The sequence below is a fragment of the Seohaeicola saemankumensis genome, assembly GCF_021021435.1.
Classification (GTDB): Bacteria; Pseudomonadota; Alphaproteobacteria; order Rhodobacterales; family Rhodobacteraceae; genus Seohaeicola.
The window spans coordinates 103,482-128,748 of sequence record NZ_JAINWI010000010.1; the positions used below are offsets into that span (position 1 = coordinate 103,482).

General features: G+C 59.5%; 27 protein-coding genes. 7 read left to right on the forward strand and 20 right to left on the reverse strand.

The features are described from left to right. Window positions 1-14: 14 nt before the first annotated feature. The 4 genes from K7H22_RS07165 to K7H22_RS07180 all read right to left on the reverse strand — a co-directional run bounded on the left by K7H22_RS07165 (window position 15) and on the right by K7H22_RS07180 (window position 4,875). Window positions 15-2,693: an ATP-binding protein gene (locus K7H22_RS07165; RefSeq protein WP_230800051.1), complete on the reverse strand. Its 2,679-nt coding sequence runs from the start codon at window positions 2,691-2,693 to the stop codon at window positions 15-17. Window positions 2,694-2,702: 9 nt separating this feature from the next. Beyond that, window positions 2,703-3,008, reverse strand: a complete 306-nt coding sequence (locus K7H22_RS07170; protein ID WP_230800052.1) for a hypothetical protein — start codon at window positions 3,006-3,008, stop codon at window positions 2,703-2,705. Continuing rightward, entirely contained in the window at window positions 3,005-3,373 is a 369-nt protein-coding gene (locus tag K7H22_RS07175) for a response regulator transcription factor (RefSeq protein ID WP_230800053.1), read from the reverse strand. The genes K7H22_RS07170 and K7H22_RS07175 overlap by 4 nt, the downstream gene beginning before the upstream one ends. 110 nt (window positions 3,374-3,483) lie before the next feature. After that, window positions 3,484-4,875, reverse strand: a complete 1,392-nt coding sequence (locus K7H22_RS07180) for a short-chain fatty acyl-CoA regulator family protein (RefSeq protein WP_230800054.1) — start codon at window positions 4,873-4,875, stop codon at window positions 3,484-3,486. A 348-nt stretch (window positions 4,876-5,223) separates the two neighbouring features. Between K7H22_RS07180 and accB the strand changes: the two genes are divergently transcribed. The 3 genes from accB to aat are packed head-to-tail and all read left to right on the forward strand — an operon-like array spanning window position 5,224 to window position 7,724. Continuing rightward, window positions 5,224-5,709 (forward strand): acetyl-CoA carboxylase biotin carboxyl carrier protein, encoded by a 486-nt coding sequence (gene accB, locus K7H22_RS07185; protein ID WP_230800055.1) that lies wholly within the window; start codon window positions 5,224-5,226, stop codon window positions 5,707-5,709. 10 nt (window positions 5,710-5,719) lie between these two features. Beyond that, a complete protein-coding gene (gene accC, locus K7H22_RS07190; RefSeq protein ID WP_230800056.1) occupies window positions 5,720-7,069 on the forward strand; it encodes an acetyl-CoA carboxylase biotin carboxylase subunit in 1,350 nt (449 codons plus the stop codon). A gap of 10 nt (window positions 7,070-7,079) precedes the next feature. Continuing rightward, window positions 7,080-7,724: a leucyl/phenylalanyl-tRNA--protein transferase gene (gene aat / locus K7H22_RS07195; RefSeq protein ID WP_230800057.1), complete on the forward strand. Its 645-nt coding sequence runs from the start codon at window positions 7,080-7,082 to the stop codon at window positions 7,722-7,724. On the opposite strand, the gene K7H22_RS07200 is transcribed toward aat, so the two are convergent. The 5 genes from K7H22_RS07200 to K7H22_RS07220 form a co-directional block, all read right to left on the reverse strand. Continuing rightward, complete coding sequence (locus K7H22_RS07200) at window positions 7,688-8,068, reverse strand: DUF2155 domain-containing protein (protein ID WP_419248159.1); 381 nt, start codon at window positions 8,066-8,068, stop codon at window positions 7,688-7,690. The genes aat and K7H22_RS07200 overlap by 37 nt on opposite strands. Beyond that, on the reverse strand, window positions 8,065-8,514 hold the full coding sequence (mlaD, locus tag K7H22_RS07205; RefSeq protein ID WP_230800058.1) for an outer membrane lipid asymmetry maintenance protein MlaD: 450 nt from the start codon (window positions 8,512-8,514) through the stop codon (window positions 8,065-8,067). Before mlaD ends, K7H22_RS07200 begins: the two co-directional genes overlap by 4 nt. A 21-nt stretch (window positions 8,515-8,535) precedes the next feature. Next, window positions 8,536-8,919 carry an NADH:ubiquinone oxidoreductase subunit NDUFA12 gene (locus K7H22_RS07210; protein ID WP_230800059.1) on the reverse strand — a complete coding sequence of 128 codons (384 nt, stop codon included), beginning with the start codon at window positions 8,917-8,919 and terminating at the stop codon, window positions 8,536-8,538. A 166-nt stretch (window positions 8,920-9,085) separates the two neighbouring features. After that, window positions 9,086-10,351, reverse strand: a complete 1,266-nt coding sequence (gene clpX, locus K7H22_RS07215) for an ATP-dependent Clp protease ATP-binding subunit ClpX (RefSeq protein ID WP_230800060.1) — start codon at window positions 10,349-10,351, stop codon at window positions 9,086-9,088. A 141-nt stretch (window positions 10,352-10,492) separates the two neighbouring features. Next, complete coding sequence (locus K7H22_RS07220; RefSeq protein WP_230800061.1) at window positions 10,493-11,125, reverse strand: ATP-dependent Clp protease proteolytic subunit; 633 nt, start codon at window positions 11,123-11,125, stop codon at window positions 10,493-10,495. A gap of 209 nt (window positions 11,126-11,334) precedes the next feature. Between K7H22_RS07220 and K7H22_RS07225 the strand changes: the two genes are divergently transcribed. Beyond that, window positions 11,335-12,564: an FAD-binding domain-containing protein gene (locus K7H22_RS07225; RefSeq protein ID WP_230800062.1), complete on the forward strand. Its 1,230-nt coding sequence runs from the start codon at window positions 11,335-11,337 to the stop codon at window positions 12,562-12,564. 90 nt (window positions 12,565-12,654) lie between these two features. Here the strand turns inward: K7H22_RS07225 and K7H22_RS07230 are convergent, their stop codons facing one another. The 11 genes from K7H22_RS07230 to K7H22_RS07280 form a co-directional block, all read right to left on the reverse strand. Further along, complete coding sequence (locus tag K7H22_RS07230) at window positions 12,655-13,917, reverse strand: NAD(P)/FAD-dependent oxidoreductase (protein WP_230800063.1); 1,263 nt, start codon at window positions 13,915-13,917, stop codon at window positions 12,655-12,657. Window positions 13,918-13,945: 28 nt separating this feature from the next. Further along, on the reverse strand, window positions 13,946-14,656 hold the full coding sequence (locus tag K7H22_RS07235; protein ID WP_230800064.1) for a c-type cytochrome: 711 nt from the start codon (window positions 14,654-14,656) through the stop codon (window positions 13,946-13,948). A 284-nt stretch (window positions 14,657-14,940) separates the two neighbouring features. Continuing rightward, window positions 14,941-16,176, reverse strand: a complete 1,236-nt coding sequence (locus tag K7H22_RS07240) for a c-type cytochrome (protein WP_230800065.1) — start codon at window positions 16,174-16,176, stop codon at window positions 14,941-14,943. After that, window positions 16,160-17,443: a sulfite dehydrogenase gene (gene soxC / locus K7H22_RS07245; protein WP_230800066.1), complete on the reverse strand. Its 1,284-nt coding sequence runs from the start codon at window positions 17,441-17,443 to the stop codon at window positions 16,160-16,162. Before soxC ends, K7H22_RS07240 begins: the two co-directional genes overlap by 17 nt. Window positions 17,444-17,525: 82 nt before the next feature. Next, window positions 17,526-19,223 (reverse strand): thiosulfohydrolase SoxB, encoded by a 1,698-nt coding sequence (gene soxB, locus K7H22_RS07250; RefSeq protein WP_230800067.1) that lies wholly within the window; start codon window positions 19,221-19,223, stop codon window positions 17,526-17,528. Between the two features lie 135 nt (window positions 19,224-19,358). Next, window positions 19,359-20,213 carry a sulfur oxidation c-type cytochrome SoxA gene (gene soxA / locus K7H22_RS07255; RefSeq protein ID WP_230800068.1) on the reverse strand — a complete coding sequence of 285 codons (855 nt, stop codon included), beginning with the start codon at window positions 20,211-20,213 and terminating at the stop codon, window positions 19,359-19,361. Window positions 20,214-20,292: 79 nt separating this feature from the next. Continuing rightward, entirely contained in the window at window positions 20,293-20,622 is a 330-nt protein-coding gene (gene soxZ, locus K7H22_RS07260; protein WP_230800069.1) for a thiosulfate oxidation carrier complex protein SoxZ, read from the reverse strand. 70 nt (window positions 20,623-20,692) lie between these two features. Continuing rightward, window positions 20,693-21,109: a thiosulfate oxidation carrier protein SoxY gene (gene soxY, locus K7H22_RS07265; RefSeq protein WP_230800070.1), complete on the reverse strand. Its 417-nt coding sequence runs from the start codon at window positions 21,107-21,109 to the stop codon at window positions 20,693-20,695. A gap of 33 nt (window positions 21,110-21,142) precedes the next feature. After that, window positions 21,143-21,613, reverse strand: coding sequence for a sulfur oxidation c-type cytochrome SoxX (gene soxX / locus K7H22_RS07270; protein WP_230800071.1), 471 nt, complete (start codon window positions 21,611-21,613; stop codon window positions 21,143-21,145). A 162-nt stretch (window positions 21,614-21,775) separates the two neighbouring features. After that, entirely contained in the window at window positions 21,776-22,342 is a 567-nt protein-coding gene (locus tag K7H22_RS07275; protein ID WP_230800072.1) for a SoxW family protein, read from the reverse strand. A gap of 22 nt (window positions 22,343-22,364) precedes the next feature. After that, a complete protein-coding gene (locus tag K7H22_RS07280; protein WP_230800073.1) occupies window positions 22,365-23,102 on the reverse strand; it encodes a cytochrome c biogenesis CcdA family protein in 738 nt (245 codons plus the stop codon). A gap of 119 nt (window positions 23,103-23,221) precedes the next feature. On the opposite strand from K7H22_RS07280, the gene K7H22_RS07285 reads away from it, so the two are divergent. The 3 genes from K7H22_RS07285 to K7H22_RS07295 all read left to right on the forward strand — a co-directional run bounded on the left by K7H22_RS07285 (window position 23,222) and on the right by K7H22_RS07295 (window position 25,197). Further along, window positions 23,222-23,611: a thioredoxin family protein gene (locus tag K7H22_RS07285; protein WP_230800074.1), complete on the forward strand. Its 390-nt coding sequence runs from the start codon at window positions 23,222-23,224 to the stop codon at window positions 23,609-23,611. Window positions 23,612-23,756: 145 nt separating this feature from the next. Continuing rightward, on the forward strand, window positions 23,757-24,107 hold the full coding sequence (locus K7H22_RS07290) for an ArsR/SmtB family transcription factor (protein WP_419248160.1): 351 nt from the start codon (window positions 23,757-23,759) through the stop codon (window positions 24,105-24,107). A gap of 28 nt (window positions 24,108-24,135) precedes the next feature. Beyond that, a complete protein-coding gene (locus K7H22_RS07295; protein ID WP_230800075.1) occupies window positions 24,136-25,197 on the forward strand; it encodes a YeeE/YedE family protein in 1,062 nt (353 codons plus the stop codon). Window positions 25,198-25,267: the final 70 nt, after the last annotated feature.

A 25,267-nucleotide genomic window follows, 5' to 3' on the forward strand; every position in this document is an offset into this window, starting at 1 on the left:
GCGTTTTCCCGCGCCTATCGCGCCGCCATCCACTGCGCGACAGGCAGACTGACGCGGAATGCGGCACCACCCTGCCCCGGCAGATAGCCCAGCGTGCCGCCCAGACGGTCCATAATCTCGCGGCAGATCGCCAGCCCCAGCCCCGCACCACCGGCCTGCCGGTCGGAAACCCTGTAGAATTTCTCGAAAATCATGCCTTGGGCATCGGGTGCGATACCGGTGCCGTTGTCGATGAAATCAACGATGATCCGTCCGCTGCGACGGTTGACCTCGATCACCAGTTCAGGCCGCTCAGCGTCGCAATATTTCTGCGCATTGGCGATCAGGTTGATGAAGACCTGCGCCAGCCGGTCCAGATCCGTGCGCAGCATGATATCGGATGCAGGGCCAATCCGCCGCACCTTCAAGGGGTGCATATCCGCACCCGCCGCCGCAATCGCATGCGAGATTACATCGGCCAGCGTCCCTTCGCGGATGTTCAGATTGACCTGCCCATTTTCCAGCACGCTCAGATCCAGCAGATCATCCAGCAAACGCGTCAGGCGGATCGCCTCGGCATGGATGATCGAGGCATAGCGGGTCAGATCCTGCGCCTTCAACCCGTCGGCATCGCGCAGGATCTCGGAAAACGCACGGATCGAGGTCATGGGGGTACGCAATTCATGGCTGATCTGGCTGAGAAAGGCGTCTTTCTGCACCGATAGCTTGGTCAGCTTGTCATTCGCGGCGCGCAACTGTCTGGCGGTACGCGTCAGCTCGTTCGATTTTGCCTCAAGCTGGCTTGAATATTCCATCATCTGCGCGGTCTCGTCAGCCACCGCCAGCAGATCCTCGACCGACACGGTGGCCGCGCCCATGATCTGCGCCACCATCGCATGGGCCGTGGCCCCGCCCACGGCACCGGACAATTCCCGCTCCAGCCGCGCCAGAAAATCGGGCGTAGGTTCGGGCAGAAACCCTGCAAGGCCCTGACGCGCAGCCTCGGCCTGAAAGAATGACTGCACCTCGGCGGGTCCCAATATCCGTTGCGCCATGATCATCAGATCTTCGGATTGCGCGACACCGCCCGACCAGCTTTGCGGATTGTTCGAATGCTCGAAAATATTGACGAATTGCGCGCCTTGCAGCCTTTCCAGCGGTGAAGGGAAACTGGCAATCGAGACCAGCACAAAGACTGTCGCGTTCAGCAGAAGCGACCACATCACCGCATGCAGCAGCGGGTCCATGCCCTGAATACCGAACAGGGCGTGCGGGCGCAGCCAGCCGATGCCCCAAGGCCCCTGCTCGACCACCGCGACCGGCAGTCCGCCCCCGAACTGCGGCAACAATAGGCAATAAGCCCAGAGCACGAAACCCGTCACAAGCCCCGCAAAAGCCCCGTTTCGCGTGGCCCCGCGCCAGAAAATGCCCCCCATCATCGCAGGCAGAAGCTGTGCCAGACCCGCGAAAGAGACCAACCCGATCGCCGCAAGAGCCGTGCCACCGCCGGAAATCTTGTAGTAGAAATAGCCCAGCGTCAGGACGATCCCGATCGAGATTCGCCGCGCAAGGATCACCACATGGCGAACATCGGAGGGTCCGCTTGCCCCGCCGCGTGTCACGCGCAGGAAAATCGGCATCACGATATGGTTCGACACCATTGTGGACAGGGCGATTGATGCCACGATCACCATGGATGTAGCCGAGGAAAAGCCACCGAGGAAGGACAGCATCGCCAAGCCATCCTGTCCCTGCGACAAGGGAACGGTCAGAACAAACTGGTCCGGGTTCGCACCAGCAGGCATCAGTTCCAGCCCGACAACCGCGATGGGCACGACGAAGAGGCTCATCAGGAAAAGATAGGTCGGAAAGGCCCATGCCGCGGTCCGCAGATGGCCTTCATCCTCGTTCTCGACCACAAGAACCTGAAACATGCGCGGCAGGGTCAGAAAGGCCGCCGCCGACAGGAAGGTCAGCCCAAACCAGCGCCCGCGATCCATCTGCCACGCGCCGATCTCTGAGGCGTCGATACGCTCCAACATCGGGCCGATCCCGCCGGCCAGCCCCCAGACGACAAAGACACCGACAGCGATCAGGGCAAACAGCTTGACCACCGCCTCGACCGCGATGGCCATGACGACACCATGATGACGCTCGTTCGCATCAAGGTTGCGAGTGCCAAAAAGGATCGTGAACAAGGCCAAACCGATTGCCACCCACAATGCGGTGTCATGCGCCGCTATCAAGGCCGCACCTTCCGCGTCGCTGACGGCGAAACTTGAAAAAGACAGCGTTACAGATTGAAGCTGCAACGAAATATAGGGTGTAATCCCGATCAGGGCCAAGAGGGTTACGCAGACAGCCAGCAATCCCGACTTGCCATAGCGCGATGAGATCAGATCCGCGACCGAAGTGATGCGCTGGGTACGTCCGATCCGCACCATCTTGCGCAGTGCCCACCACCAGCCCACCATCACAAGGGACGGCCCCAAATAGATCGTCACAAACTCCAGCCCCGATCGCGCGGCATAGCCGACCGCGCCATAGAAGGTCCAAGCCGTGCAATAGATCGACAGAGACAGCGTGTATATCCAGGGCGAGCGCAGCCAGTTCCCGCGCCCTTTCAGGGCTGCCCGTTCGGCCATGAAGGCCACGCCGAACAACAACGCCACATAGGCCAGACAGACGGCAATCAGGATATTGAGCGTCCCCATGCCCCTTGCCTACGTATCCCTGTTTTCCGGCTGGTCCCCTTGGTAGCGCAGGTCGGATTTGTGATCCAGCATGGCGGACAGGAACATCGCGGACAGCACCAGAATAATCCAGATGCCGAAGATATAGATAATCGCAGAGGAGGTCGGAACCGCCGGAATCTGCTGAGCCACATCAGGGCCACTGTCTTGAGGCCAAAGCAGTGGCACCAGCCAAAGCAGCGCGCCCGCCAGTGGCAAAAGCCTTGCTGCATCCACCAGACGCCGCTGGCGGTAGCTGCGGCGTTCCAGAAACACAGGTGAAGGCTTGTCGCTCATTCCGCAACCAGGGCGTTCAGCGCCTCGATCACATCAGCGTTTGAAAAGGGCTTGGTCATGAAACGGCTTGCGCCTGCTTTCTCGGCCAGTTCGCGGTCGCGGGCCTGTCCGCGCGCGGTCAACATCAGCACGGGCAGATCCTGCGTCGCCGGCAGCGCGCGCAAGTCTGTCAAAATATCATAACCGCTGCGACCAGGCAGCATCACGTCGAGGATCACCAGATCGGGCGCGCGCGCCTGCACCACCGATACGGCATCATGCCCGTTGGAATGGGTATCCACCTGCCAGCCATCGCGGGTCAGGATAAAGCTGATGGCCTCTATGATATTGGGTTCATCCTCGATAATCAGAACACGCCTTGCCATGCCACCTCCCCCTCCCCTGGAATGTAGCGAATGGACAGTAAGAACTGCATTGTCCGCAAACCGTGCAAGCCCACTGCCTTGAGCGACTATCGTCATTGCGCGTGGCTGTGTCAAAACCCATCTGTCAGGATCGACGGCTCGCGCCGTCCGTCGCAGTCCTGGGCCGGACAAATCCGACAACTGACCCCGACCAGGCGTGGCGCGTCCCCTTGGGGTGCGGATTTCGACAAGGCTGCGCTCTGTGGCATCGTTTCGGCCAGCGGCAGGATCAGCATATGCGCTTCGAACAGGGGATCGGCGTTATAGACAAGCCGCCCCACGGGTTGGGCCACGGCAAAGACGCGAAACAAACGCCCGTGTTGACCGCTGTGCCGGACCGTTTGGCGAATCGGCGTCATCGGCCTGTTCAGGGCAGAAAACAGCGGCCAGCGCGGACAGGCCGCGCCAAAACGCGGCAGATCGAACCCTTCCAGCGGGCGGCGCAACAACAGGGTCCCCGAAGCGTCGCAACTGACCAGCCCGATGCGGGTCTCGCCATGCGCCCAATCCGCAGGCAGACCCGCCACGGCCTGGGGACGACAGGCCAAGCGCCGCATCACCGTCGCCGGATCGACATGCAGCCGCAAGGACAAGGCCAGCGGGTCAAAGGCATCCTCGGCACTGTCGGCTTCAAGCTGGGCGGTCAGCAGGCGCGCCCGCGGCAACCGTTCGGCATCGCGGCGATACCTTTCGAGATAGAGACGCGCCTGTGCGCGGGCAGACGCTGACTGCAACGCCTCGTCCTGATCAATCAGCGCGGCAATCACGGTATCGGCTTGAGCGACATCATCTTCAAGTTCGGCAAAGTTATGATCGCGCGATAGTAAAAAACGCTCAAGCTCATCTTGTGGCGAGCTGAGCGCTGCATCGGCCTTGCCCGCCCCGTCCAGATAACCGACCAGCGCTTGGGCGCTGTGCGCAAGACGGGCGGCATCCTCGTTGATATTGCGATGGAAACGATCACGCCATTCCGGCTCGATCTCGCGCGGGTCGACAAGGATGGCAGCCGTGGCGCGTATCGCAGTCACGCTGGACAGCACCTCGTGCATAGAGGCCGCCAGATAGGGATCATGCGTCAGGCGGTCCGCCAGTTGCTCGACAGTGCGCTCCAGCGCAAGTACGCGGCGGTGACGATCGGCAAGCACGCCGGCCCAACCGGGGAACCGGGCGGCAAGATCCTCGATCCCTTCGGGGTCGGGGCTTGGCTGCGGCGACGCGCTGGCCGCCTCGCGCAGGGTGGCGATCAGGGCCGCTTCGGCCCCTTCCGTCAATGCAGAGGGCTCAACCCCGAGGGATGCTGAAAGGTCCAGCAGCAACTTGCCCCCGATCCGGCGGCGGTTGTGCTCGATCAGGTTTAGATAGGATGCCGATATGCCGACATTTCGCGCCAGATCGGCCTGACGCATCGCCAGCGCGATCCGTCGCTCCCTTATCCGGCCTCCTGTCAATTGGCGCTGCGGCATATCTGGGTGTCCCGCCCCGAAGTGGTCAAGCTTTTCACCGAAAAATTTCCGGCCAAACCGCTGTGTTAAAGGCATATTTACACGATTATCAAGAACCGGAAAGCCGCATTTCACAAACACGCTGCAACAGTCACTTGTGATCATCCAGTGGGTCCGTAATCTGCGCATATAGCGACCACGCAGACTCAGGTTCGGATCGCCCCCCCTCTGGACAAGCCCCGCCGAAAAAGGTCCGCCGTGAATTGGCGGCTTTTCCCTGACAGCACGATGACCTATAAGCGGGTCAGTATAGCGCGAGGCTACCCTCGGATAGCCTGCATAGCCCTGTCGGAACCGGTCGAGGATATAATGACAAAGAAGAACCATGACAGCGACGTCGCCTTCATTCAGGCGCTTGCAGAACTGTTGCGCGAGAACGATCTGACCGAACTGGAAGTCATGCGCGAATATGGCGAGGATGACAGCCTGAACGTGCGTGTCAGCCGCGCTGCCCCTTCGGTGACCTATGCGGCCCCTCCGGCCCAGACACATTATGCTCCTGCGGCCACGGCCGCGACCGCACCTGCCGCCGCCAGCGCAGTGCAGGACCCTGCATCCCTTCCGGGTGCAGTAACCTCTCCGATGGTGGGGACCGTCTATATGCAGGCCGAACCCGGTTCGCCCGCTTTCGTCAGCGTTGGCGCGCAGGTGAACGAGGGTGATACCCTACTGATCATCGAAGCCATGAAGACAATGAACCATATCCCCGCGCCCAAATCCGGCACGGTCAAGCGCATTCTCGTGGAAGACGGTGCCGCTGTGGAATATGGCGCCCCCTTGATGATCATCGAATAAGGCACTGGTCATGTTCGATAAAATCCTGATTGCCAACCGTGGCGAGATCGCCCTGCGCGTGATCCGTGCAGCCCGTGAAATGGGTATCAAATCGGTCGCGGTCCATTCGACCGCCGATGCGGATGCGATGCATGTGCGGATGGCAGATGAGGCCATCTGCATCGGGCCGCCCTCTTCCACGGAAAGCTATCTTTCCATTCCGGCGATCATCTCAGCCTGCGAAATCACGGGCGCACAGGCGATCCATCCCGGCTACGGTTTTCTGTCCGAGAACGCGAATTTCGTGCAGATTGTCGAGGATCACGGGATCACCTTCATCGGCCCCACAGCCGAACATATCCGTATCATGGGCGACAAGATTACCGCCAAGGACACGATGAAAGCCTTGGGTGTGCCTTGCGTGCCCGGTTCGGATGGTGGTGTGCCAACGCTTGAGGATGCCAAGCGGATCGGGGCAGAAATCGGCTATCCCGTGATCGTCAAGGCAACCGCAGGCGGTGGCGGGCGCGGCATGAAAGTGGCCCTGACTGCCGCCGACATGGAAAGCGCCTTTATGACCGCGCGGTCTGAATCCAAGGCGGCATTCGGCAATGACGAGGTCTATATCGAGAAATATCTGACCACGCCACGCCATATTGAAATTCAGGTCTTCGGGGATGGCAAGGGGCGCGCCGTGCATTTAGGCGAGCGCGATTGCTCTCTCCAGCGCCGCCACCAGAAGGTGTTCGAGGAGGCCCCCGGCCCCGTGATCACCCCCGAAGAACGCGCCCGTATCGGCAAGGTGTGCGCCGATGCCGTGGCAGCCATCAACTATATCGGCGCGGGTACGATCGAATTTCTTTACGAAAAGGGCGATTTCTATTTCATCGAGATGAACACCCGCCTGCAGGTGGAACACCCCGTGACCGAAGCCATCTTCGGCGTCGATCTTGTGCGCGAACAGATCCGCGTGGCCGAAGGTCTGCCGATGTCCTTCACACAGGATGAATTGACCATCAACGGCCATGCCATCGAAGTGCGGATCAATGCAGAGAAACTGCCGAATTTCGCGCCCTGCCCCGGCCGGATCACGCAGTATCACGCCCCCGGTGGTCTGGGCGTGCGGATAGACTCCGCGCTCTATGACGGTTACAAGATCCCGCCCTATTACGACAGCCTGATCGGCAAGCTGATCGTTCATGGCCGCGACCGTCCCGAAGCGCTGGCGCGTCTGGCGCGCGCCTTGGGCGAGTTGATCGTCGACGGTGTGGACACGACAATTCCCCTTTTCCATGCGCTCTTGCAGGAAGAGGATGTGCAAACCGGCAATTACACGATCCACTGGCTGGAACATTGGCTCAAAACGCATCTTCCGGCCTGACGCGCCGATCATGACAGAGGCGGTCATCACGCCGGAGCTGTTGCTCAACGCCTACGCCTCTGGCGTCTTCCCAATGGCCGAAACCCGCGACGACCCGGATGTCTTCTGGGTCGATCCGCGCCGCCGCGGTATCTTTCCGCTCAACGGATTCCGGATATCTCGCAGCCTTGCGCGCAGGATGCGGCGCAATCCGCCGCATGTCACGATCAACACGGTATTTTCCGACGTAGTGGATGCCTGCGCCGACCGCGACGAGACTTGGATCAACGCCGAGATCCGCCGCCTTTACCTTGATCTGCACCTTATGGGGCATGCCCATTCACTGGAGGTCTGGGAGGGCGAGACCCTTGCAGGCGGGGTGTACGGCGTCTCTTTGGGTGCGGCCTTTTTCGGCGAGAGCATGTTCTCGCGCAGAACAGATGCGTCAAAAATCGCACTCGCCTATCTGGTCGACAGATTACGTCTGGGTGGCTTCCGCCTGTTCGATACCCAGTTTCTGACCCCGCATCTCGCCTCGCTCGGCGCGGTCGAGGTGACGCGTGCAGAGTACCACCTTAGGTTGGAAAAGGCCTTGATGTTGCAGGGGGATTTCAGCAGCCCTGCCCTGCCTGCCACCCCTCAGGAGGTGGTGCAGCGGATGACCCAGACGTCATAACGCGGATGGTCCAGTGCGTTCAGCGCAGGCGATGACGCAATCATCCAGCCACGGAACAACGGCTCTTCCTGCCCCTGATGGTGCAGCGTGAGGAAAGCAAACGCGTCCCCAGCCGGGTTTCCGGACGGATAACGGCATTCTTCCAGATCGACCTGCAGACGCCACAGATTGGCGGATGCCCCGTTGCGGACACTCAGGTCCTCGACCTCGCCATTGATCTTGTCCAGAACGCGCACAACCGCCCCGTTGCCGGTCGCGGTTTCTACCTCCTGCGCGTGCAGCGGCACAAACCCTGCAACCAGCAGCCCGACAAGGGTGCCACAGAAAAGACGGCGCAGGCTCACTGCTCCTCACCACCCGAGACGAATTTCATCAACAGGGACACCAGGCTGACAGATCCTTGCGTGTCGATAATCTCGTCGCCCGCGGCCAGGTTGAAGGGCGATCCCCCCGGAACCAGTTCGACGAAATTGCCGCCCAGCAGACCTTCGGACGCGATCACGATGGCGCTGTCATCCGGCAGTTCGAGACCGTCCAGAACCGAGATCGTCGTATCGGCGCGGAATGTCTCGGGGTTGAGGGATACAGCCGTGACCGTGCCCACCTTAACGCCTGCAAGACGCACATCGGTGCCCACGTTGACCCCCTCAAGCGAGCGAAAGGATGCCGTCAGCGGATAGCCCTTGGTCGAGGCAGACATGCCCGTGACCTGACCGGCATATATCAGAAAACCGGCCGCAACTGCCAGCACAGCCGCTCCGATCACTACTTCTGTTTTCGTTTCGGACATCGGTTCTTTCCCTGCGCTGACTTATTCCGGCGTCCAGGCTTCGTAATCCTTGCGCGGCGCGGGCGCTGTACGGCGGATGGAGCCTGCAGGCGCATAGGCCAGCGGCGTGCCGGTCAGGTTTTCCTGATGCGGCTTTTCCCATGTCTTATGGGGCAACGGCTTGTCCGAAGGCGTATCCTTGAACGTGTGATGCAGCCAGCCATGCCAGTCAGGGCTGATCCGGCTTGCCTCGACCTCGCCGTTATAAATGACCCAGCGGCGCTTGCCGTCCTTTGTGGTAAAAAAGGCGTTGCCCTGCGCGTCCTCGCCCACCTTGACGCCGCGACGCCATGTATAGAATTGTGTATTCAGGGTCTGGCCGTTCCACCAGGTCACTGCGCGCAAGAGCGTGTTCAGAATGCCCATCGAAGCCTCCGCTATTCGTTCTATCTGCTATGCCGCATCCGCGCGCCAAGGTCCAGATGCAAGCGATCCTTGATGCAAAGGGCCGCACCTTTCGGCACGGCCCTGCTTCTTCTTGCCTTAAATATCCATGCCCTGCGCAATACCGCCCGTGGTCCTGATGGCAGGCTCAACCGGCGGTCGCGCCTTCCTTTTTGGATTCGGCGTAGATCATCAAAGGCTGGGCCGCCGAAATCGCGGCCTCCTCGTTCACCAGAACTTCATCGACATTGGCCATGCCGGGCAGGTCGAACATGGTGTTCAGCAGGATATCTTCGAGAATCGAACGTAGGCCGCGTGCACCAGTTTTACGTTCAATGGCGCGTTTGGCGATGGCCGTCAGCGCGTCATCTGTAAATGTCAGCTTGACACTCTCAAGCTCGAACAGGCGCTGGTATTGCTTGACCAGCGCGTTCTTGGGTTGGGTCAGGATCGTGACCAGCGCTTCCTCGTCCAGATCCTCCAGCGTGGCGATCACGGGCAGACGTCCCACGAACTCAGGGATCAGACCGAATTTCAGCAGGTCTTCGGGTTCCAGATCCTTGAATGTTTCACCCACACGGCGGGTATCGGGGTCCTTGACGTCAGCGCCAAAGCCCATCGCGCTGCCCTTGCCGCGCTGTGCGATGATCCGGTCCAGCCCTGCAAATGCCCCGCCACAGATGAACAGGATATTGGTTGTATCCACTTGCAGAAATTCCTGTTGTGGATGCTTGCGCCCGCCCTGTGGCGGAACGGATGCAACCGTGCCCTCCATCAGTTTGAGCAGCGCCTGCTGCACACCCTCGCCCGACACGTCGCGGGTGATCGAGGGGTTTTCGGACTTGCGGGTGATCTTGTCGACCTCGTCGATATAGACGATGCCGCGCTGCGCGCGCTCAACGTTGTATTCCGAGGATTGCAGGAGTTTGAGAATGATATTCTCAACATCCTCGCCGACATAACCGGCCTCCGTCAGTGTGGTCGCATCGGCCATTGTAAAGGGCACATCCAGAATCCGCGCCAGCGTTTGCGCAAGCAGCGTCTTGCCGCAACCTGTCGGGCCAATCAGCAAGATATTCGACTTGGACAGTTCGATATCATTGGTCTTGGAAGAGTGGTTCAACCGTTTGTAATGGTTGTGCACCGCGACCGACAGAACCTTCTTCGCCTTCTGCTGTCCGATCACATAGTCATCCAGAACCGCGCAGATATCTTTTGGTGTCGGCACGCCATCGGTGGCTTTCAGTCCGGCGCTTTTGGTTTCCTCGCGAATGATGTCCATGCAAAGCTCGACGCATTCATCACAGATGAACACGGTCGGTCCTGCAATCAGCTTTCTTACCTCGTGCTGGCTTTTTCCGCAAAAGCTGCAGTACAGGGTGTTTTTGCTGTCGCTGCTGGAATTCGTCGCCATATCGTCCCTTTCAGGCCATGTCTTGTGTTGGTTCGATCGAGCCAGCCGACCTTCGTATTTTGGAGACCAAGCTTAGGGCAGCCCCCCAACGTCCACAATGTCAAAATTGTCCCACCCGGCGACGGGCGGGACAACAAACTGTTACGATTTCACCTCTTCCGCCTTGCCGCGGCTGGCCACGATCTCGTCGATCAGGCCCCATTCCTTGGCGTCCTCGGCGGACATGAAATTGTCACGCTCCAGCGCGGCCTCGACCTTTTTCAGGGACTGGCCGGTGTGCTTGACATAGATCTCGTTCAACCGGTTTTTCAGCTTCTGGGTCTCGGCGGCGTGGATCATAATATCCGTCGCCTGCCCCTGGTAGCCGCCCGAAGGCTGGTGCACCATGACGCGGCTGTTGGGCAACGAAAAGCGCATCCCCTTCTCGCCGGCGGTCAGCAGAAGCGACCCCATCGATGCTGCTTGCCCGACCACAAGGGTAGACACTTTCGGCCGGATATACTGCATCGTGTCATAGATCGACAGACCGGATGTCACAACACCGCCGGGACTGTTGATATACATGCTGATTTCCTTGGACGGGTTTTCCGCCTCAAGGTGCAGAAGCTGCGCCACGATCAGACTCGACATGCCGTCATGGACGGGGCCTGACAGGAAGATGATCCGCTCCTTCAGCAGGCGCGAGAAGATATCGTAGGCCCGTTCGCCACGGCTGGTCTGTTCGACCACCATCGGCACGAGTGTATTCATGTAAACGTCAATAGGGTCTTTCATATCGGCCTGCCTGCTTGTGCTGTTGTTCATCCATAGACGTGAGGTGCTAAGGGAGTCTTAGTCTTGCGCCCACCTGCCTGCAAGGGGCGCGGCGGATTAATCCCCCCTTGGCGTGCTGGCACAGGTCTGGAATGCCTGCAATTGAACCCTTTGCGAAAGACGCTAGGTCGCGGTCGGCAAGCATCCCAGTGACCGGAAGGCCGCCCGATATGACATTGACCACGACACAGGATTTCATGCCGACACGCACCGCCGGACTGGAACGTCTGGCGCGGTTTATCCCCGTTGCAGGCACGGATTATGCACGATTTCGAAACTATGATCTGGGCGCGGGTCAGCACGGGCATGTCTCGACCCTTTCGCCTTGGATCAGGCACAGGCTACTGACCGAGACTGAGGTGCTCCAATCCATTCTGACGCGCCATTCCCCCGCCGCCGCAGAGAAATTCGTGCAGGAGGTGTTCTGGCGCACTTATTGGAAGGGTTGGTTGGAGATGCGCCCATCCGTGTGGGACATCTATCAGGCAGGGCTGCGCGGCGCGCTGGACGCGGTGCAAACGCAATCGGGCTTGCGCGCGGCATGGGCCGATGCCTGCAAGGGGCAGACCGGAATCGACGCTTTCGACCATTGGGCGCAGGAATTGGTGCAGACGGGCTATCTGCACAATCACGCGCGGATGTGGTTCGCTTCCATCTGGATTTTCACGCTGCGCCTGCCGTGGGAACTTGGCGCGGATTTCTTTCTGCGCCATCTGCTGGACGGTGATCCTGCGTCAAATACCCTTAGCTGGCGTTGGGTTGCGGGATTGCAAACGCAGGGCAAAACCTATCTGGCGCGCCCTGACAATATCGAAACCTACACAAAAGGACGGTTCCGCCCCAAGGGTCTGGCATCCATAGCGGTTCCCCTTGAGGGTCAGGTGACACCACGCCAACCCCTGCCTGCCGCAGAGCAGGCCGATCCGACGTCAGCAACGGTATGCATCCTGCATGACGATGATCTGAGCCCCGGTTTCCTGTTCGAACAAGGAATTGCGCCTATTGCGACCGCATGTCTGATCACAACACATCAGCGCAGCCCGCTGCATGTGGCCCCGCATCTGACGGATTTCGTGTCAGGGGCCATGACCGATGCCACCACACGGTGGGCGGACAGGATAGGCGAGGTTTACACCCCGATCACCGATACAGCCCTGCTTGCAGATTGGGTGCGCGGGCACGGGGCGAAGCAGGTCGTGACGCCCTATGCACCTGTCGGACCGAACGCCTCCGCCTTGCGTGCACTCGCGGCGCTGTTGGCCCCTGACGGTATCCGGCTGATCCGTTTGCGCCGTGACTATGACAGCGCGGCTTGGCCCCATGCCACGGCTGGTTTTTTCAAGTTCAAAGACAAGATTCCCAAGCTGCTGGGCGAGGTCAAAGGGATAACGCTAGTATAATTTCGCGTCGTCCTGTTGCGGACAGGAGCCCTGACACGCAAACCGCCCCAAGCTTGCGCGAGGGGCGGTCTGTTTTCGTGCGATCAAGGATCAGCCGAACATGTCGCTGGTGATACCGGCATACCAGCCAAGGCTTTCCTCGTAGGTCTGTTTGCGAAGGTCCGCATCCTCACCCGTCTGGCTAATGAAGCTTGAGACCGAGGCGATCTTCTCATCCGTGGCCTCATAGGCGGCACCGACTTTGACACCGTCATCGGTTGCGATCAGTGACCAGCACGTGTTCGAGAACTTGGCCGGAAAGACCGAACTGCCCAGCAATTCCCCACGGATTGCCATGGCGGCAACCTTGGCCTGACTGTTCGCGGAATAGCCCGATTTCGGCATGTCACCCTGATTGCTTGCATCGCCCAGAACATAAACATTGCCATCAATGCGGCTTTGCATCGTGTGGCCTGTCACGGGAGCCCAGTTTCCTTCGGTCACACCTGCCATCTCGCAGATGCGGCCTGCCTTCTGGCCGGGGATCACATTGCAGGCGTCGACTTTCTCGGCGTTGCCGTCGATGATGACTTCCATCGTGTCGGCCCGCACCTCGACCTTGTCGCCGCCGAAATCGGGACCGATACGTTCGACCATGCCGCCATAATGCTTTTGCCAGCCTTCCTCGAACAGCGCCTGTTTGCTGAAAGATTCCTTTGGGTCAACCAGCAGGATCTTGGCCGTCGGGTTCACCTGTGTCAGCAGATGTGCGACCATACTGATCCGCTCATAGGGACCGGGGGGGCAGCGGTAGGGGTTGGGCGGCGCGACCATCGCAAAACGCCCGCCTTCCGGCATCGCCTCGATCTGCGCCTTCAGGAGTTCCGCCTGCGATCCGCCCTTATAGGCATGGGGCATCTTGTTCTGGACGCTCACATCCCACCCGGGAACCGAGCCGTCGACAAAGTCGATACCGGGGCTGAGGACCAATCGGTCATAGGACAGCACAGCGCCGCCCGCCAGCGTCACGGTCTTGGCGTCGCGGTCGACCCCGACCGCCCAATCATGCACGACATTGACCCCGTATTCCGCAGCCAGTGTGCCATAGGAATGGCCGAGGTCCGCCATATCCTGAAAACCCCCGATATAGAGGTTCGAAAAGAAGCAGGTGTAATAATGCTTCGCAGGTTCCACCAGCACGACGTCAATCTCGCCATTGCTGTCCTTGGCCAGATAGCGCGCGACAGTAGCGCCGCCGGCACCGCCGCCGATGACAACGACACGTGCGCGTCCCTGCGACCACACCATAGGGGCCTGCAACGCAGCAGTGGCTGCAACACCGGTGCCGATAAAGGCTCGTCTGTTCAGTCTCATGTCTTGTTCCTCCCTAAGAACAGCGGGATCATTCCAGATCCTCAAAATATGCGGCCAATGCCGCAATCTCTTCGTCGGACAGCCGCCCTGCCATCATTTGCATCACAGGATGTGGGCGGATCTGCCGCTTATAAGCATGCATGGCGATCACGAAATCCTCGACGGGCCAGCCAACTACGCCGGGAATACCCTCGTTCGATCCACTGCGCTGATGGCAGGTCAGGCATTCGCTGGCCAGATACTCGCCGTAAGCCTTGTCCCCCACAATCGCGAGGGTTTCGGACGACAGTTCCACCTCGCGCGGGCGCGCTGTGGGCTGGCTTTCGGGGATATTCGCAGGGCTGGCCGAGAAATCACGCAAATAGGCCAACAGATCGGCGCGATCCTTCTCGTCCTTCATGCCGCGATAGGCCATGCGTGTATCGCTGACCAGCGCTTTGGGATTCTCGATATAGGCGTCCAGCGTGTCGAAGGACCAGATCAGGCCATCCGCACCCATCCGCGCCAACCCCTTGGAATAGCGGTAGTCGTCCCCGACACTTCCCGCCTTGCGTCCGAAGATATTGTTGAGATGGGGGCCGATCCGGTTCTGCGCTCCCTCACCGACCTGATGGCAGGACCGACAGTCGCGAAACAGCGTTTCACCCCTTTTTGCGTCACCCAACAAATCGGCATGGGCGATGCCGCCACCACCACACAGCGCCGCCAGTCCGAGGATCTTCACCAGAGCTTTGATCATCATCTCATCCTGTTCGTTCGCGTCGTCAGAAGACCCCGAAAACGATCTGAAAACAACTGGAATTTCAAGTCAGACACTGGGCCAGATGCCAGAAAGTCCGTCTGATGCGGCTTTGATCGAAAGGAGAGAACACATGATGGATCAAGAGCTTAGACAGTAGAACAAATGTCTTGTGCAGCCTTGCCTTCAGCGCGGGTCAGCCCCCTCCGACATCGGCCCACAGTCTGTCCACGCCGCTCAACGTGGAATGGACAGGGCCGGCGATGCGGCCCTGTCCGGCGTCCTTACTGCGACACCGAATGCAGGAATGCGTTGATGGCAGCGATCTCGTCTTCCTTCTTCAGACCTGCAAAAGACATCTTGGTGCCCTTCACGTAATCGCGCGGCTTGGTCATGAACGCGGCCATGGATTCGTCATCCCAAACGGCACCGGCAGCACCCATTTCAGCCATTGTCTTGGAGTAGTTGAACCCCTCGACACTGCCCAGCGTGCGCCCCATCACACCGTTCAGATGCGGACCGGTCTTGTTCTGTGCGCCCTCGCCCACCTGATGGCAGGCAGCACATTTCTTGAATACCTTCTCGCCAGCGGCAACCAGTTCCATATCCAGCGCGGCTGTTGCAGGCGCTGCTGCGGTTTCGCTCGCGGCAGGTTCAGAGGGTTCTGTCGCAGTCGCCGCGGTCTCTGCTGCGGGTTGGGATTCCTCTGCAGCTTCGGCTTCGGCTTCTGCCGCTTCTTCCGCGATAAAGGCTTCACGGGCAGCGGTCTGGTCCGGCGTCACATCCAGAACAGTAGCGCGCATCGTGATTTCGACAGCTTCCTTGCAATTCTCCATGCAGGGTTCCTGCGAGAAGACGGGCAATTCTGTCTCGTCACGATCGTCTATGATGAAACCGTCCGCGTTAGGCAGCACGATTTCGGAAAAGTTCTCGTTCGATAAGACAAAATCGTCATCCACCAGATCGTTCGAGTAGAGGATATAGGCCGTGATGGCATAAACCTCGTCTGTGGCCAGACTTTGCGCGTTGCCAAAAGGCATGGAGCGGTTGACATAGTCCCACGCCGTCGACAGATGCGGCCAATATGACCCTACTGTCTTGAGAGGATCGTCGCGGTCCAGCGTATCCGAGCCACCGGCGAGTTTGGGCCAGTTGTCGACGCCTTCAGCGAAGACGCCGTGACATACGGCGCAATAATCCTGAAACAGTTCGTCACCATCCGCGACATTTCCAGACCCGACAGGCAGGCCGTGACCGTCGGGGCGCACATCCAGATCCCATGCCGCGACCTCTTCGGGAAGGGCGACGCGCCCGATCCCCAAAGGTCCATCGCTGGTGCTGGTGCTGGCGACAGCCGGGCGCACCATAAAGCCGAGATCGGGATTTGAGGGCGCCTCGCCCTGCAAACGCGCATCGGTCGGGAAAGGCGTCACATTGCGATCGGCGAAATTGTAAGCAGCCGTCAACATGGCAACGCTGCCCAGCGCCAAACCGCCGTAAAGATTAAGAGATTTCGACATTTTCAGCCTCCCCGTTCGGTTTCACCCACCAGGTCTGGATACAGTTGTTATGATAGATCGAGTTCAGGCCGCGCACCTCGCGCAGTTGGTCCTTGGTCGGCTGGACATAGCCTGTCTCGTCATGGGCGCGGGCCTGCAAGAGCATCTCCTCGCCATCCCAGTTGTGATCGAAATAGAAACGTGCCAGCGCCATTTTCTGACCGGGCGCTGCCAGACGCGCCGGCTGCCATGTCTTGCCTCCGTCCACGGTCACATCGACACGGGTAATCGCACCACGGCCCGACCATGCCAGACCGGTGATCACAAGCGGGCCTTTCCCGTGACGGATCGGCGATTGCGGGCTGGGGCTGGTGATGACGGATTTCGCGTCCATCACCCAAGTCCATTTCCGCGATGTGCCATCTGCCAGCGTGTCGGTGTATTTCGAGGTCTCCTCGCGGCTTTCCACGGGGGCATCCGCCACTTCGATCCGGCGCAGCCATTTGACCCACATATTGCCTTCCCAGCCGGGCACGACCAGACGCGCGGGATAGCCGTGTTCCATCCGCAGGGCCTCGCCATTGGCCTTGAAGGCAACCAGCACATCATCCAGCGCCTTTTCCATCGGGATCGAACGGCCATTGGACGAGGCATCGGCCCCTTCCACATAGACCCACTTATCCGACAGATCACCGGCGGCATCCAAGCCTGCCTCGGTCAGCAAGGTGCGGAGCGACACGCCGGTATATTCCATGTTGTGAATCATGCCGTGCGTAAACTGCGCACCATTGAGCTGCGCGCCCGCCCATTCCATGCCAGTATTGGCAGCGCATTCGCAGAAATAGACATGCTGCTCACGCGGGAAACGCTCGAGATCCTCATAGGTGAAGACCAGTTCGCGATCCACCAGCCCGTTGATCATCAGGCGGTAATCTTTCTTGGACAGCTCGATCGCGCCCGAATGGTGCCGCTCGAACGCGCAACCCTGCGGGGTGATCGTGCCATCCAGCGCATGGATCGGCGTGAAGTTGATCGAGCTGATCGTGTCCGCTGTCAGCCATTCCACGTTGCGGCGGATCACATCGGATTCGAACTGGATCGGCAAACCGTAAGGCGTGGCATCAACCGGCGCACCCAGACCACTGGCCCAGGATTGCACCTCGGTGATCAAGGGATCAGGCCCTGCAGCCCGCGCAGCCGTGGCCCCTGCCACAGCGCCACCTGCGGCCAACGCGCCCCGAAGGAACGCGCGGCGCGAGGACTTCATGTCATTGGAGTTGGCAGTCATTTATCCTTGCCTCCTTTTCAGATCATCAAATTCATTTTTATGAATTTGATAGAGTCAAACTATTCCTGTGGCCATGGGAGCTTTAGGCCCCCACGACCTGCACACTTGTATTCGGGGCGACCGTTACGGTGCCCTGTTTGCGGATGTAGTCCTCGACCACGTCCCAAATCTGCGGACCTTCGGTGCCTTCGTTGACCGAAGCCCACCCCGCCACGACATAGGTTTGCGCGGGATCAATCGCCTCGCCGGTCTTGAGCAGGGTCATCTCGCTAATGCGCTGGCCCATCGGCTTGGAAATGTCGATCCGGTAGCCCAGACCGCCCACGCGCACCATATCACCGCCCTGCTGGTAATAGGGGTCGGTGTTGAACAGGTTGTCACCGACGTCTTCCAGAATGACATTCAGGAATTCCCCTGTCATTTCTGTGCGGTAAGCCTTGCCATATGTCATCGAGGTGACGTTGTGGATATCCTCGCGGGTGATGTCCTGCCCGGGCAGGATCGACGGCCCCCAGCGCACGCCGGGTGACATGGCGATATCTGCCTCGCGCTCGGAAATCAGGGCGTCGCAGATCAGGTCGTCCCATGTGCCGTTGAAATTGCCACGGCGGTACAGCAGCGTATCCGCCTGCCCGATCACCTCGGTCAACTGGTCCATATAGGGTGCGCGCTGTTCGTCGATCACGGCGGCAACGGCGGTATCGGGTGCGATCACGTCGCTGAAAATCGGGATCAGCTTGTGGCGGAAACCCATCATCCGCCCGTCGCGGACATCCAGATCGACACGGCTTACAAACTTGCCGTTCGAGCCTGATGCAATCAGGATCGTCTCGCCAACAAGCACAGGCTCGGGTAAGGCGTCATGGGTATGCCCCGTCAGGATCACGTCGATACCCGTCACCCGCGATGCCATCTGCTTGTCCACGTCAAAGCCGTTATGGCTGAGGCAGACGACCAGTTCAGCCCCTGCAGCGCGCACCTCGTCCACTATTTCCTGCATCCGTTGGTCACGGATGCCAAAGCTGTATTCGGGGAACATCCAGCCGGGATTGGCGATCGGCATATAGGGGAAGGCCTGCCCGATCACCGCGATCTTGACGCCGCCGCGCTCGAACATCTCATAGGGTTTGAAATCCTCGGACGGCTCATCCCATTCTGCATCGAAAATATTGGCACCCAATGCAGCAAAGGGCAGTCCTTGGACCAGTTCACGGATACGTTCCGTGCCCAGCGTGAATTCCCAATGGAAGGTCATCGCATCCGGCTTGAGCGCGTTCATCACATTGACGACGTCCTGTCCTTGCGTGTGATAGCAGGTGTAAGAGCCGTGCCATGTATCGCCACCATCCAGCAGCAGGGCATCGGGCCGTTCCGCACGGATCGCGTTCACAACCGTTGCAACACGGTCCATGCCACCCATCCGGCCATAGGTTTTTGCCAGCGCTGTAAAGTCATTATACGTCAGCGCGTAGGCCGAGGGAGAGCCGTCCTCGATCCCGTGGAGTTTGCGAAAATCAGCGCCGGTGATGTGGGGCACATGACCCTTGTTGTCGCCGACGCCCAGATTGATTTCGGGCTCGCGGAAATAGATCGGTTTCAGTTGTGCGTGGATGTCCGTGATATGGATCAGCGACACGTTGCCGAAGGTATCGAATTGCAATAACTGATCCTGTGTCAGGGCTTGCTGGGCCGCCAGACGCGACCAGTTGCCAAAGCCCGATGCGCCCACCAGCGCGGATGCGGCCATGCCGGCTTGAAGAAAATCACGGCGAGAGATCATGGGGCGGGCTCCGAATTAGTTTGAGTTGTTCCAGTCCACTGCCCGAAGCGGCCAGCGGTTCGGCCGAATAGGCCAGCTTGTCAAATTGCGAATGCGGGTGTTTCGAGGGCGGTTAGTCCGCCCCCGAAATCATCTTCAGTTACGGACTGACGGGCCTTCGACCGACAGGCCGTTCCCACGGCTTGCCACGTATAGCTCCAGCGCCACAAATTCCGGGCTGCCGACGTCGAACGTGTGCCCGCGTGTGTCGCGGATACAACCGCGGAAGCGGTCATGCGTCTGGTTCAGCTTTGCGTTCTTCAGACGGTAGGTCGGAAAGCCGTTGATCTGGCCCTGGCTCAGGTGATCGGCACGGATCATGTTGCCATAGTTGTCCTCGTGACAGTTGGCGCAAGACAGCTCCAACTGGCCGAAACGGGTGTAGTACATTTCCTTGCCCGCTTCCCATGTCGCCTGAACAGGACCGTCGATTGCCACATTGACCGGCATGCCGCGCGACTGCACAGAAATCAGGGCTTCCATGTTTGTCATCTGGGTGCTGTTGTATTTGTAGGGCTCGGCCTGCATGTTGGTCTCGCGGCAGTCGTTGATCTGCATCGCAAGGGTCCGGACCTCACCTGCTGCCTCGTTCCACTTGGGATAGACAGCGCGCACGCCTTTCATGCTTTCGGTCACATCGTCATGGCAGCTTGCACAGGATTTGCCCTCCTCGCCCTCGACAGCGTTCCACTGATCCAGACCGAGATCGGCAAAGATCATGCCTGGATTGTCGAAATCGTCCATCTGCAGAGCTTGGGTTTCGTTCTCGCGGAAGCGCCATCCCGAATAGATCGTGTCCAGAACATCGGACAGATGTGCCGGCGCAGCGGTCTCGGTGACCGACTCCATCTCTCCGTTGAGAACCAACTGGTCCTCATCTGGATCGGCCAGCGACATCGCTGGAACCGACAGCAGCAGCGCAGCTATAGCCGTCATTGCCTTGAATTTCATATGATACCCTCCCTTTTGGCTGCCCGGGGCGCGGATCATCTACTGTCCGCATCCCGGGATCTTGCTTGGTCTTCTTGCCTTACGCGATGGCGACAGACTTGACGTCCTCATAGACGTCGCCATCATCGTCGTACCAGGTGAACTTCAGATCACCGGCTTCGGGAATCACGGCTTCGAACTCGAAATACGGGTTGGTCGAGATCGCTGGCTCCATCTTGACGTCGATCACGGACTTTCCGTTGAACTCGCAGGTGAAGCGGTTGATGATCGAGCGCGGGATGGGCGTGCCGTCAGCGTTCTTGCGCTGTCCGGATTCCATCTGGTGGCTGATCAGGGTTTTCAGAACGACCGCTTCGCCGGCTGCTGCCGAGCTGGGGGCCTTGACGCGGGGTTTTACGCCTTCTGCCATTTTAACTCTCCTAAATCTTGCAATGCGTTTGCGGTTTCCGGCCCGTCAGACCGGAGGGATGTGGCGCAGATCAGCCGCCGCAGCCGCCGATTGTTACTTTCACGTTCGAGCTGGCCTTCGCAAAGCTGCCATCTGCCATCTGGGCGATAGCAACCAGATCCTGCGTGCCAGCCAGACGGATACGGGTCGAGGCCGAATGTGCCCCTGCCAATTCGCCGAAGGTGAAGGTTGCAACGCCCGGTGTCGGGTTGCCCATCGCCAGAACCATGATCGCCACAGCGCCCTCCGCCTCGACCCCGATCGGTACGGTATTGCCGTTCTCGGCAATCTCGGGCGCGATCAGCGTCACACCGGTTTCGGCAATATCTGCACCGCCGGTAAATGCGGAAATGGCTTCTTCTGCAGCTGCGTTCACACGGAAGGGCAGCACGGTAATGGCAACAGCCCCCATGCCGATCGCCAGTGTATCGCGTCTTGTGAATTCCATGTTTGGTGTCTCCTTATATCCTGGTGTGTCCGATTACTCGTCTTTCAGAGTCATCAGGAACGCAACGACGTCTTCAATCTGTTGGGCGGACAGGATGGGTTCCAGTGTCTCGGCGGCCTTGCCGGTATACCCGTTACCCGGACGGGTGAACCCGTCCACCTTGTAGAAGGCAGGCATGATCGTGCCTTCATACATCAGTTTCGCATTCGCGACGATGCCGCGCAACTCGGCCTCGTTCCAGCGGCTGCCGACACCGTCAAGCATCGGGCCGACATTGCCGGGGAAATTCGAATTGAGGCTGGTCACTTCATGGCATGCCACGCAATTGCCCATCGCGCGACTTCCGAAGACCTTTGCCCCCTCTTCGGGGTTGCCGGCTGTGCCGGACAGCGATGCCTCGATCGCGCCGTCGGTATAAACCACATCGGCCGGAGCCACAGGTTCAGCCGCGAAGGCACCGGTTGCCACAAGCGACGCCGCGAGTGTCAGTACTGAAAATTTCATGTTCCCTCCCTTAGCTACCAGATCTTCTGGCTGAGTTAGCTTTGTATACCGTAGTCCACGCACAAGGTCTCGCGCAACAACAAATTCATAAAAACGAATTTACTTATCTGAAGACTTTTACAAACTCTGCCCGACGCCTTGAACCGGCAAAGCTATACTGTGTTACTCGGACAGAGACCGGGCAAGGTATTTCTGAAAGGGTTCGTCCCCTTCATATCCCTTTTCCGCCACCCAGCGTAACATAGCCAAAGTCGTACCTTTTTCGAAGGCCCCCGGCATGACAGCCACGGCGGCCTGCGGGGCGGTCACGCCTTCGGGGACGTCCTGCGGCAGGAACATCAAAGTCGGCGTGAACAGCAGCCCCCATTTGCGGGCCATCTCCTTTTCGGGCAGGGTTTCGCCATCGAAATCCGTCACCTCGACATCGCCAAACATATTCATCTGGATCACAAAGTAGGTCTCATGGATGAACGAATCGATTTCCGAATCGGGGAAAACCTCAGCATGCATCTTCGTGCAGTATATGCAGCCGCGCTGCTCGAAGATGATAGCAAGGCGCTTGCCCTCGGCATTGGCCTCGGCCAGATCGTCGCGCAAATCCTTGAACGTATCGCGCATCCATGCGGTCTTGTGCAGCCCGTCATCCCCCAGTTCCGCTGCGGCAAGCGGCCCCAGCCCCAAGCCGATGGTGCAGGCGGCGGCCAGAACTCCGGTCAATATCTGTCTCATGTCGTTCTCACTCCGTGGCGTTTCAACCGATCGACAAGAAGCCGGGGAACCAGCGAATCATGACATCGGCAATCAGGTTGACCGCATTGGTTGCGATCAGGATAGCAAAGATGATCAGCATGACACCCATCACCTTTTCCACATGCCCCAGATATTTGCGGTTGCGCTGCATCCAGCCAAGAAAGGGCTTGGCAAACAGTGCAGCCACGACAAATGGCGCGGTCATGGCCAACCCGTAGACAAGCAGCAACGCGCCGCCCTGCCAGATGTCTCCCATTCCGCTGGCGACCATCAGGATCGCGGCAAGCGCCGGCCCCACGCATGGCGTCCAGCCGAAACCAAAGGCCAGCCCCATGACATAGGCCCCGATTGCGGTCGTCGGCGCGGCCTTGCTGTCGATCCGTGCTTCGCGATAGAGCAGCCCGATACGGATCACGCCCAGAAAGTGAAGCCCGAAGATCAGCAGTACCGCCGCGGCCAGATAGGACAGAGGTTGCCGCCACTGCGCGAAGGTCTGCCCCAGCGCCGTGGCCCCCATTCCCAGCAAGACGAATATCGTGCTGACACCAAGCGCAAAAAATATGGCCGAAATGACAAGGCGCTTTTGCGCGCCAGCGGCGATAGCCCCGTCCTCCCGCAGTTCGGACATGGAAATGCCCGCCATGTAGCATAAGTAGAAGGGAACCATCGGCAGGATACAGGGCGTAAAGAACGACAACAGACCGGCCAGCGCCGCACCAGCATAGGAAATGTCCAGCATCAGCGGGACTCCTTGAATTATTCACATATTCAGATTACGTTGTGTATACCGTCGTCGTCAATCATCTGCTGCCACTCTCGCGCAGCAACCGTTCAGTGTTGAAACCAACCGGATCTGTCATGCGCCTGATCGACCGTCTTTCCCGCCGCCTTGCGACAACCGGGCTGATCGCCGTGACATGGTTTGCAGCTTTGCCGCTTGCGGCCGCCGAACTGGTCATGGTGGACCGCGCGGGATGCCCCTATTGCATCGCGTGGAAGGAACAGATCGGCCCAGCCTATCCCAATACGGATCTGGGTGCCTATGCGCCGCTGCGTATCGTCGATATCCGCGATGGCGCACCTGCGGGGATGACCTTCGCGCGACCTGCCCTCTTCACTCCCACATTCATCCTGATCGAGGACGGACAGGAACTCGGCCGTATCGAAGGCTATCCGGGTGAGGATTTTTTCTGGGGTCTTCTGGAAAAACTGCTAAAGGAGAAGACGGATTTCATCGGGGCCAGCTGATTTTAGCGGCTTTGCTGGCGCGCTGATAGGGTTCGGTCGCAAGGCTGGGCCAGTCATTCGTGATACCTGCGTTCCGACGGCAGCCTGCCCTGAGAAGGTTTGTGCGACGGCATACGCTTCGGAGACAGAAGAAGGGGAAAGGCAGGTGCCACTTCCGGTATTTTCTAACAGCATCTCGGATGCCGAGATGGACCTGTTCGTCGAGAATGCGACAACAGCAAGTAACTTTCTCAAAGCGATCAGCCATGAAGGCCGGTTGCTGATCCTGTGCCATCTGGTCACGGGCGAAAAATCCGTCACCGAACTGGAAGAGCTCTTGTCGGCCCGTCAAGCGGCTGTCAGCCAACAATTGTCGCGCCTCAGGCTGGAGGGACTTGTCGTTCCCCGCCGCGATGGTAAGGCGATCTATTACCGTTTGGCGGATGACCGTCCCAAACGTATACTGGAAATCGTGTACGATTTGTTCTGTGCAGACGACGCACAGCGGAACATCTGAGCTTTACCAGATCGGGGAGGATCGGGCGATGTTCGAGTGGATCAGTGACAGCGCCCTTGTGGCCCTGATCGGCATGGCCAGCGGCTTGCTGCTGGGGCTTGCCGCAAGGCTGGGGCGGTTTTGCACCATGGGTGCGATCGAAGACCTACTTTACGGACAGAACGACACCCGCATGCGAATGTGGGTACTGGCAATCGGTTTGTCGGTGATCGGCAGCTTCGGCCTGATGGCGGGCGGCTTGCTGGAACCCGAGCGATCTTTCTACCTGTCAATCCGCTGGATGCCGCTGGTCTCGATCATCGGCGGGCTGATGTTCGGATATGGCATGGCGCTGGCAGGCAATTGCGGCTTCGGCTCCATCGCACGGCTGGGGGGCGGCGATATGCGCGCCTTCGTTATCGTTCTGGTCATGGGGCTGTCGGCCTATTTCGTGATGTCCGGTCCGCTTGCACCGCTGCGAGCCATGCTGGTCAACCAGCAGGATGTCGTTCCGGGCGAGATGCCCCCGGGCTTCGCGCATCTTCTTGCACAGATGACTGGCGCGCAGGTGCCGCTGATCGGCATGCTGATCGGCGCGCTGATCGTTGCAGGCACATTGGCCTCTCCAGGATTTCGGGCCAATGGCAAGGCGATCTTCTGGTCGGGCGTTGTCGCGCTGGGCATCGTCAGCGGCTGGGCCGGTAGTTATTGGGTGGCCACCACCAGCTTTACCGAGATGCCTGTTGTTTCGCACAGCTTTTCCGCGCCTGTCGGTGAAAGCCTGCTCTACGCCATGACCGGCTCGGCCCGCGCGCCGTCTTTTGCCGTCGGCTCGGTTGCGGGTGTGATCATCGGGGCGTTTATCGGCTCGCTCTTCAAAGGGCATTTCCGCTGGGAAGCCTGCGAGGACCCGCGCGAATTGCGCCGCCAGATCACCGGGGCCGCCTTGATGGGCGTCGGCGCTGTGCTGGCGCTGGGATGCACCATCGGACAGGGGATATCGGCCTTCTCGGTGCTGGCTTTCTCGGCCCCTCTGACCTTTGCTGCAATCCTTGCAGGTGCCGCTTTCGGACTGCGACAGTTGATCGAGGGCTTCCAGCCGGCGGAATAACGCCGTGATCGCACCGGATCGTTTGCCGGGGATTCGAGAATTTGGGCAAGACAATAGCATGGGCGACGCG

Bases quoted from the DNA above. Each gene is read 5' to 3' on its own strand.
- K7H22_RS07165 (WP_230800051.1), bottom strand. From the start codon at position 2,693: ATGGGGACGCTCAATATCCTGATTGCCGTCTGTCTGGCCTATGTGGCG.
- K7H22_RS07170 (WP_230800052.1), bottom strand. From the start codon at position 3,008: ATGAGCGACAAGCCTTCACCTGTGTTTCTGGAACGCCGCAGCTACCGC.
- K7H22_RS07175 (WP_230800053.1), bottom strand. From the start codon at position 3,373: ATGGCAAGGCGTGTTCTGATTATCGAGGATGAACCCAATATCATAGAG.
- K7H22_RS07180 (WP_230800054.1), bottom strand. From the start codon at position 4,875: ATGCCGCAGCGCCAATTGACAGGAGGCCGGATAAGGGAGCGACGGATC.
- accB (WP_230800055.1), top strand. From the start codon at position 5,224: ATGACAAAGAAGAACCATGACAGCGACGTCGCCTTCATTCAGGCGCTT.
- accC (WP_230800056.1), top strand. From the start codon at position 5,720: ATGTTCGATAAAATCCTGATTGCCAACCGTGGCGAGATCGCCCTGCGC.
- aat (WP_230800057.1), top strand. From the start codon at position 7,080: ATGACAGAGGCGGTCATCACGCCGGAGCTGTTGCTCAACGCCTACGCC.
- mlaD (WP_230800058.1), bottom strand. From the start codon at position 8,514: ATGTCCGAAACGAAAACAGAAGTAGTGATCGGAGCGGCTGTGCTGGCA.
- K7H22_RS07210 (WP_230800059.1), bottom strand. From the start codon at position 8,919: ATGGGCATTCTGAACACGCTCTTGCGCGCAGTGACCTGGTGGAACGGC.
- clpX (WP_230800060.1), bottom strand. From the start codon at position 10,351: ATGGCGACGAATTCCAGCAGCGACAGCAAAAACACCCTGTACTGCAGC.
- K7H22_RS07220 (WP_230800061.1), bottom strand. From the start codon at position 11,125: ATGAAAGACCCTATTGACGTTTACATGAATACACTCGTGCCGATGGTG.
- K7H22_RS07225 (WP_230800062.1), top strand. From the start codon at position 11,335: ATGACATTGACCACGACACAGGATTTCATGCCGACACGCACCGCCGGA.
- K7H22_RS07230 (WP_230800063.1), bottom strand. From the start codon at position 13,917: ATGAGACTGAACAGACGAGCCTTTATCGGCACCGGTGTTGCAGCCACT.
- K7H22_RS07235 (WP_230800064.1), bottom strand. From the start codon at position 14,656: ATGATCAAAGCTCTGGTGAAGATCCTCGGACTGGCGGCGCTGTGTGGT.
- K7H22_RS07240 (WP_230800065.1), bottom strand. From the start codon at position 16,176: ATGTCGAAATCTCTTAATCTTTACGGCGGTTTGGCGCTGGGCAGCGTT.
- soxC (WP_230800066.1), bottom strand. From the start codon at position 17,443: ATGACTGCCAACTCCAATGACATGAAGTCCTCGCGCCGCGCGTTCCTT.
- soxB (WP_230800067.1), bottom strand. From the start codon at position 19,223: ATGATCTCTCGCCGTGATTTTCTTCAAGCCGGCATGGCCGCATCCGCG.
- soxA (WP_230800068.1), bottom strand. From the start codon at position 20,213: ATGAAATTCAAGGCAATGACGGCTATAGCTGCGCTGCTGCTGTCGGTT.
- soxZ (WP_230800069.1), bottom strand. From the start codon at position 20,622: ATGGCAGAAGGCGTAAAACCCCGCGTCAAGGCCCCCAGCTCGGCAGCA.
- soxY (WP_230800070.1), bottom strand. From the start codon at position 21,109: ATGGAATTCACAAGACGCGATACACTGGCGATCGGCATGGGGGCTGTT.
- soxX (WP_230800071.1), bottom strand. From the start codon at position 21,613: ATGAAATTTTCAGTACTGACACTCGCGGCGTCGCTTGTGGCAACCGGT.
- K7H22_RS07275 (WP_230800072.1), bottom strand. From the start codon at position 22,342: ATGAGACAGATATTGACCGGAGTTCTGGCCGCCGCCTGCACCATCGGC.
- K7H22_RS07280 (WP_230800073.1), bottom strand. From the start codon at position 23,102: ATGCTGGACATTTCCTATGCTGGTGCGGCGCTGGCCGGTCTGTTGTCG.
- K7H22_RS07285 (WP_230800074.1), top strand. From the start codon at position 23,222: ATGCGCCTGATCGACCGTCTTTCCCGCCGCCTTGCGACAACCGGGCTG.
- K7H22_RS07295 (WP_230800075.1), top strand. From the start codon at position 24,136: ATGTTCGAGTGGATCAGTGACAGCGCCCTTGTGGCCCTGATCGGCATG.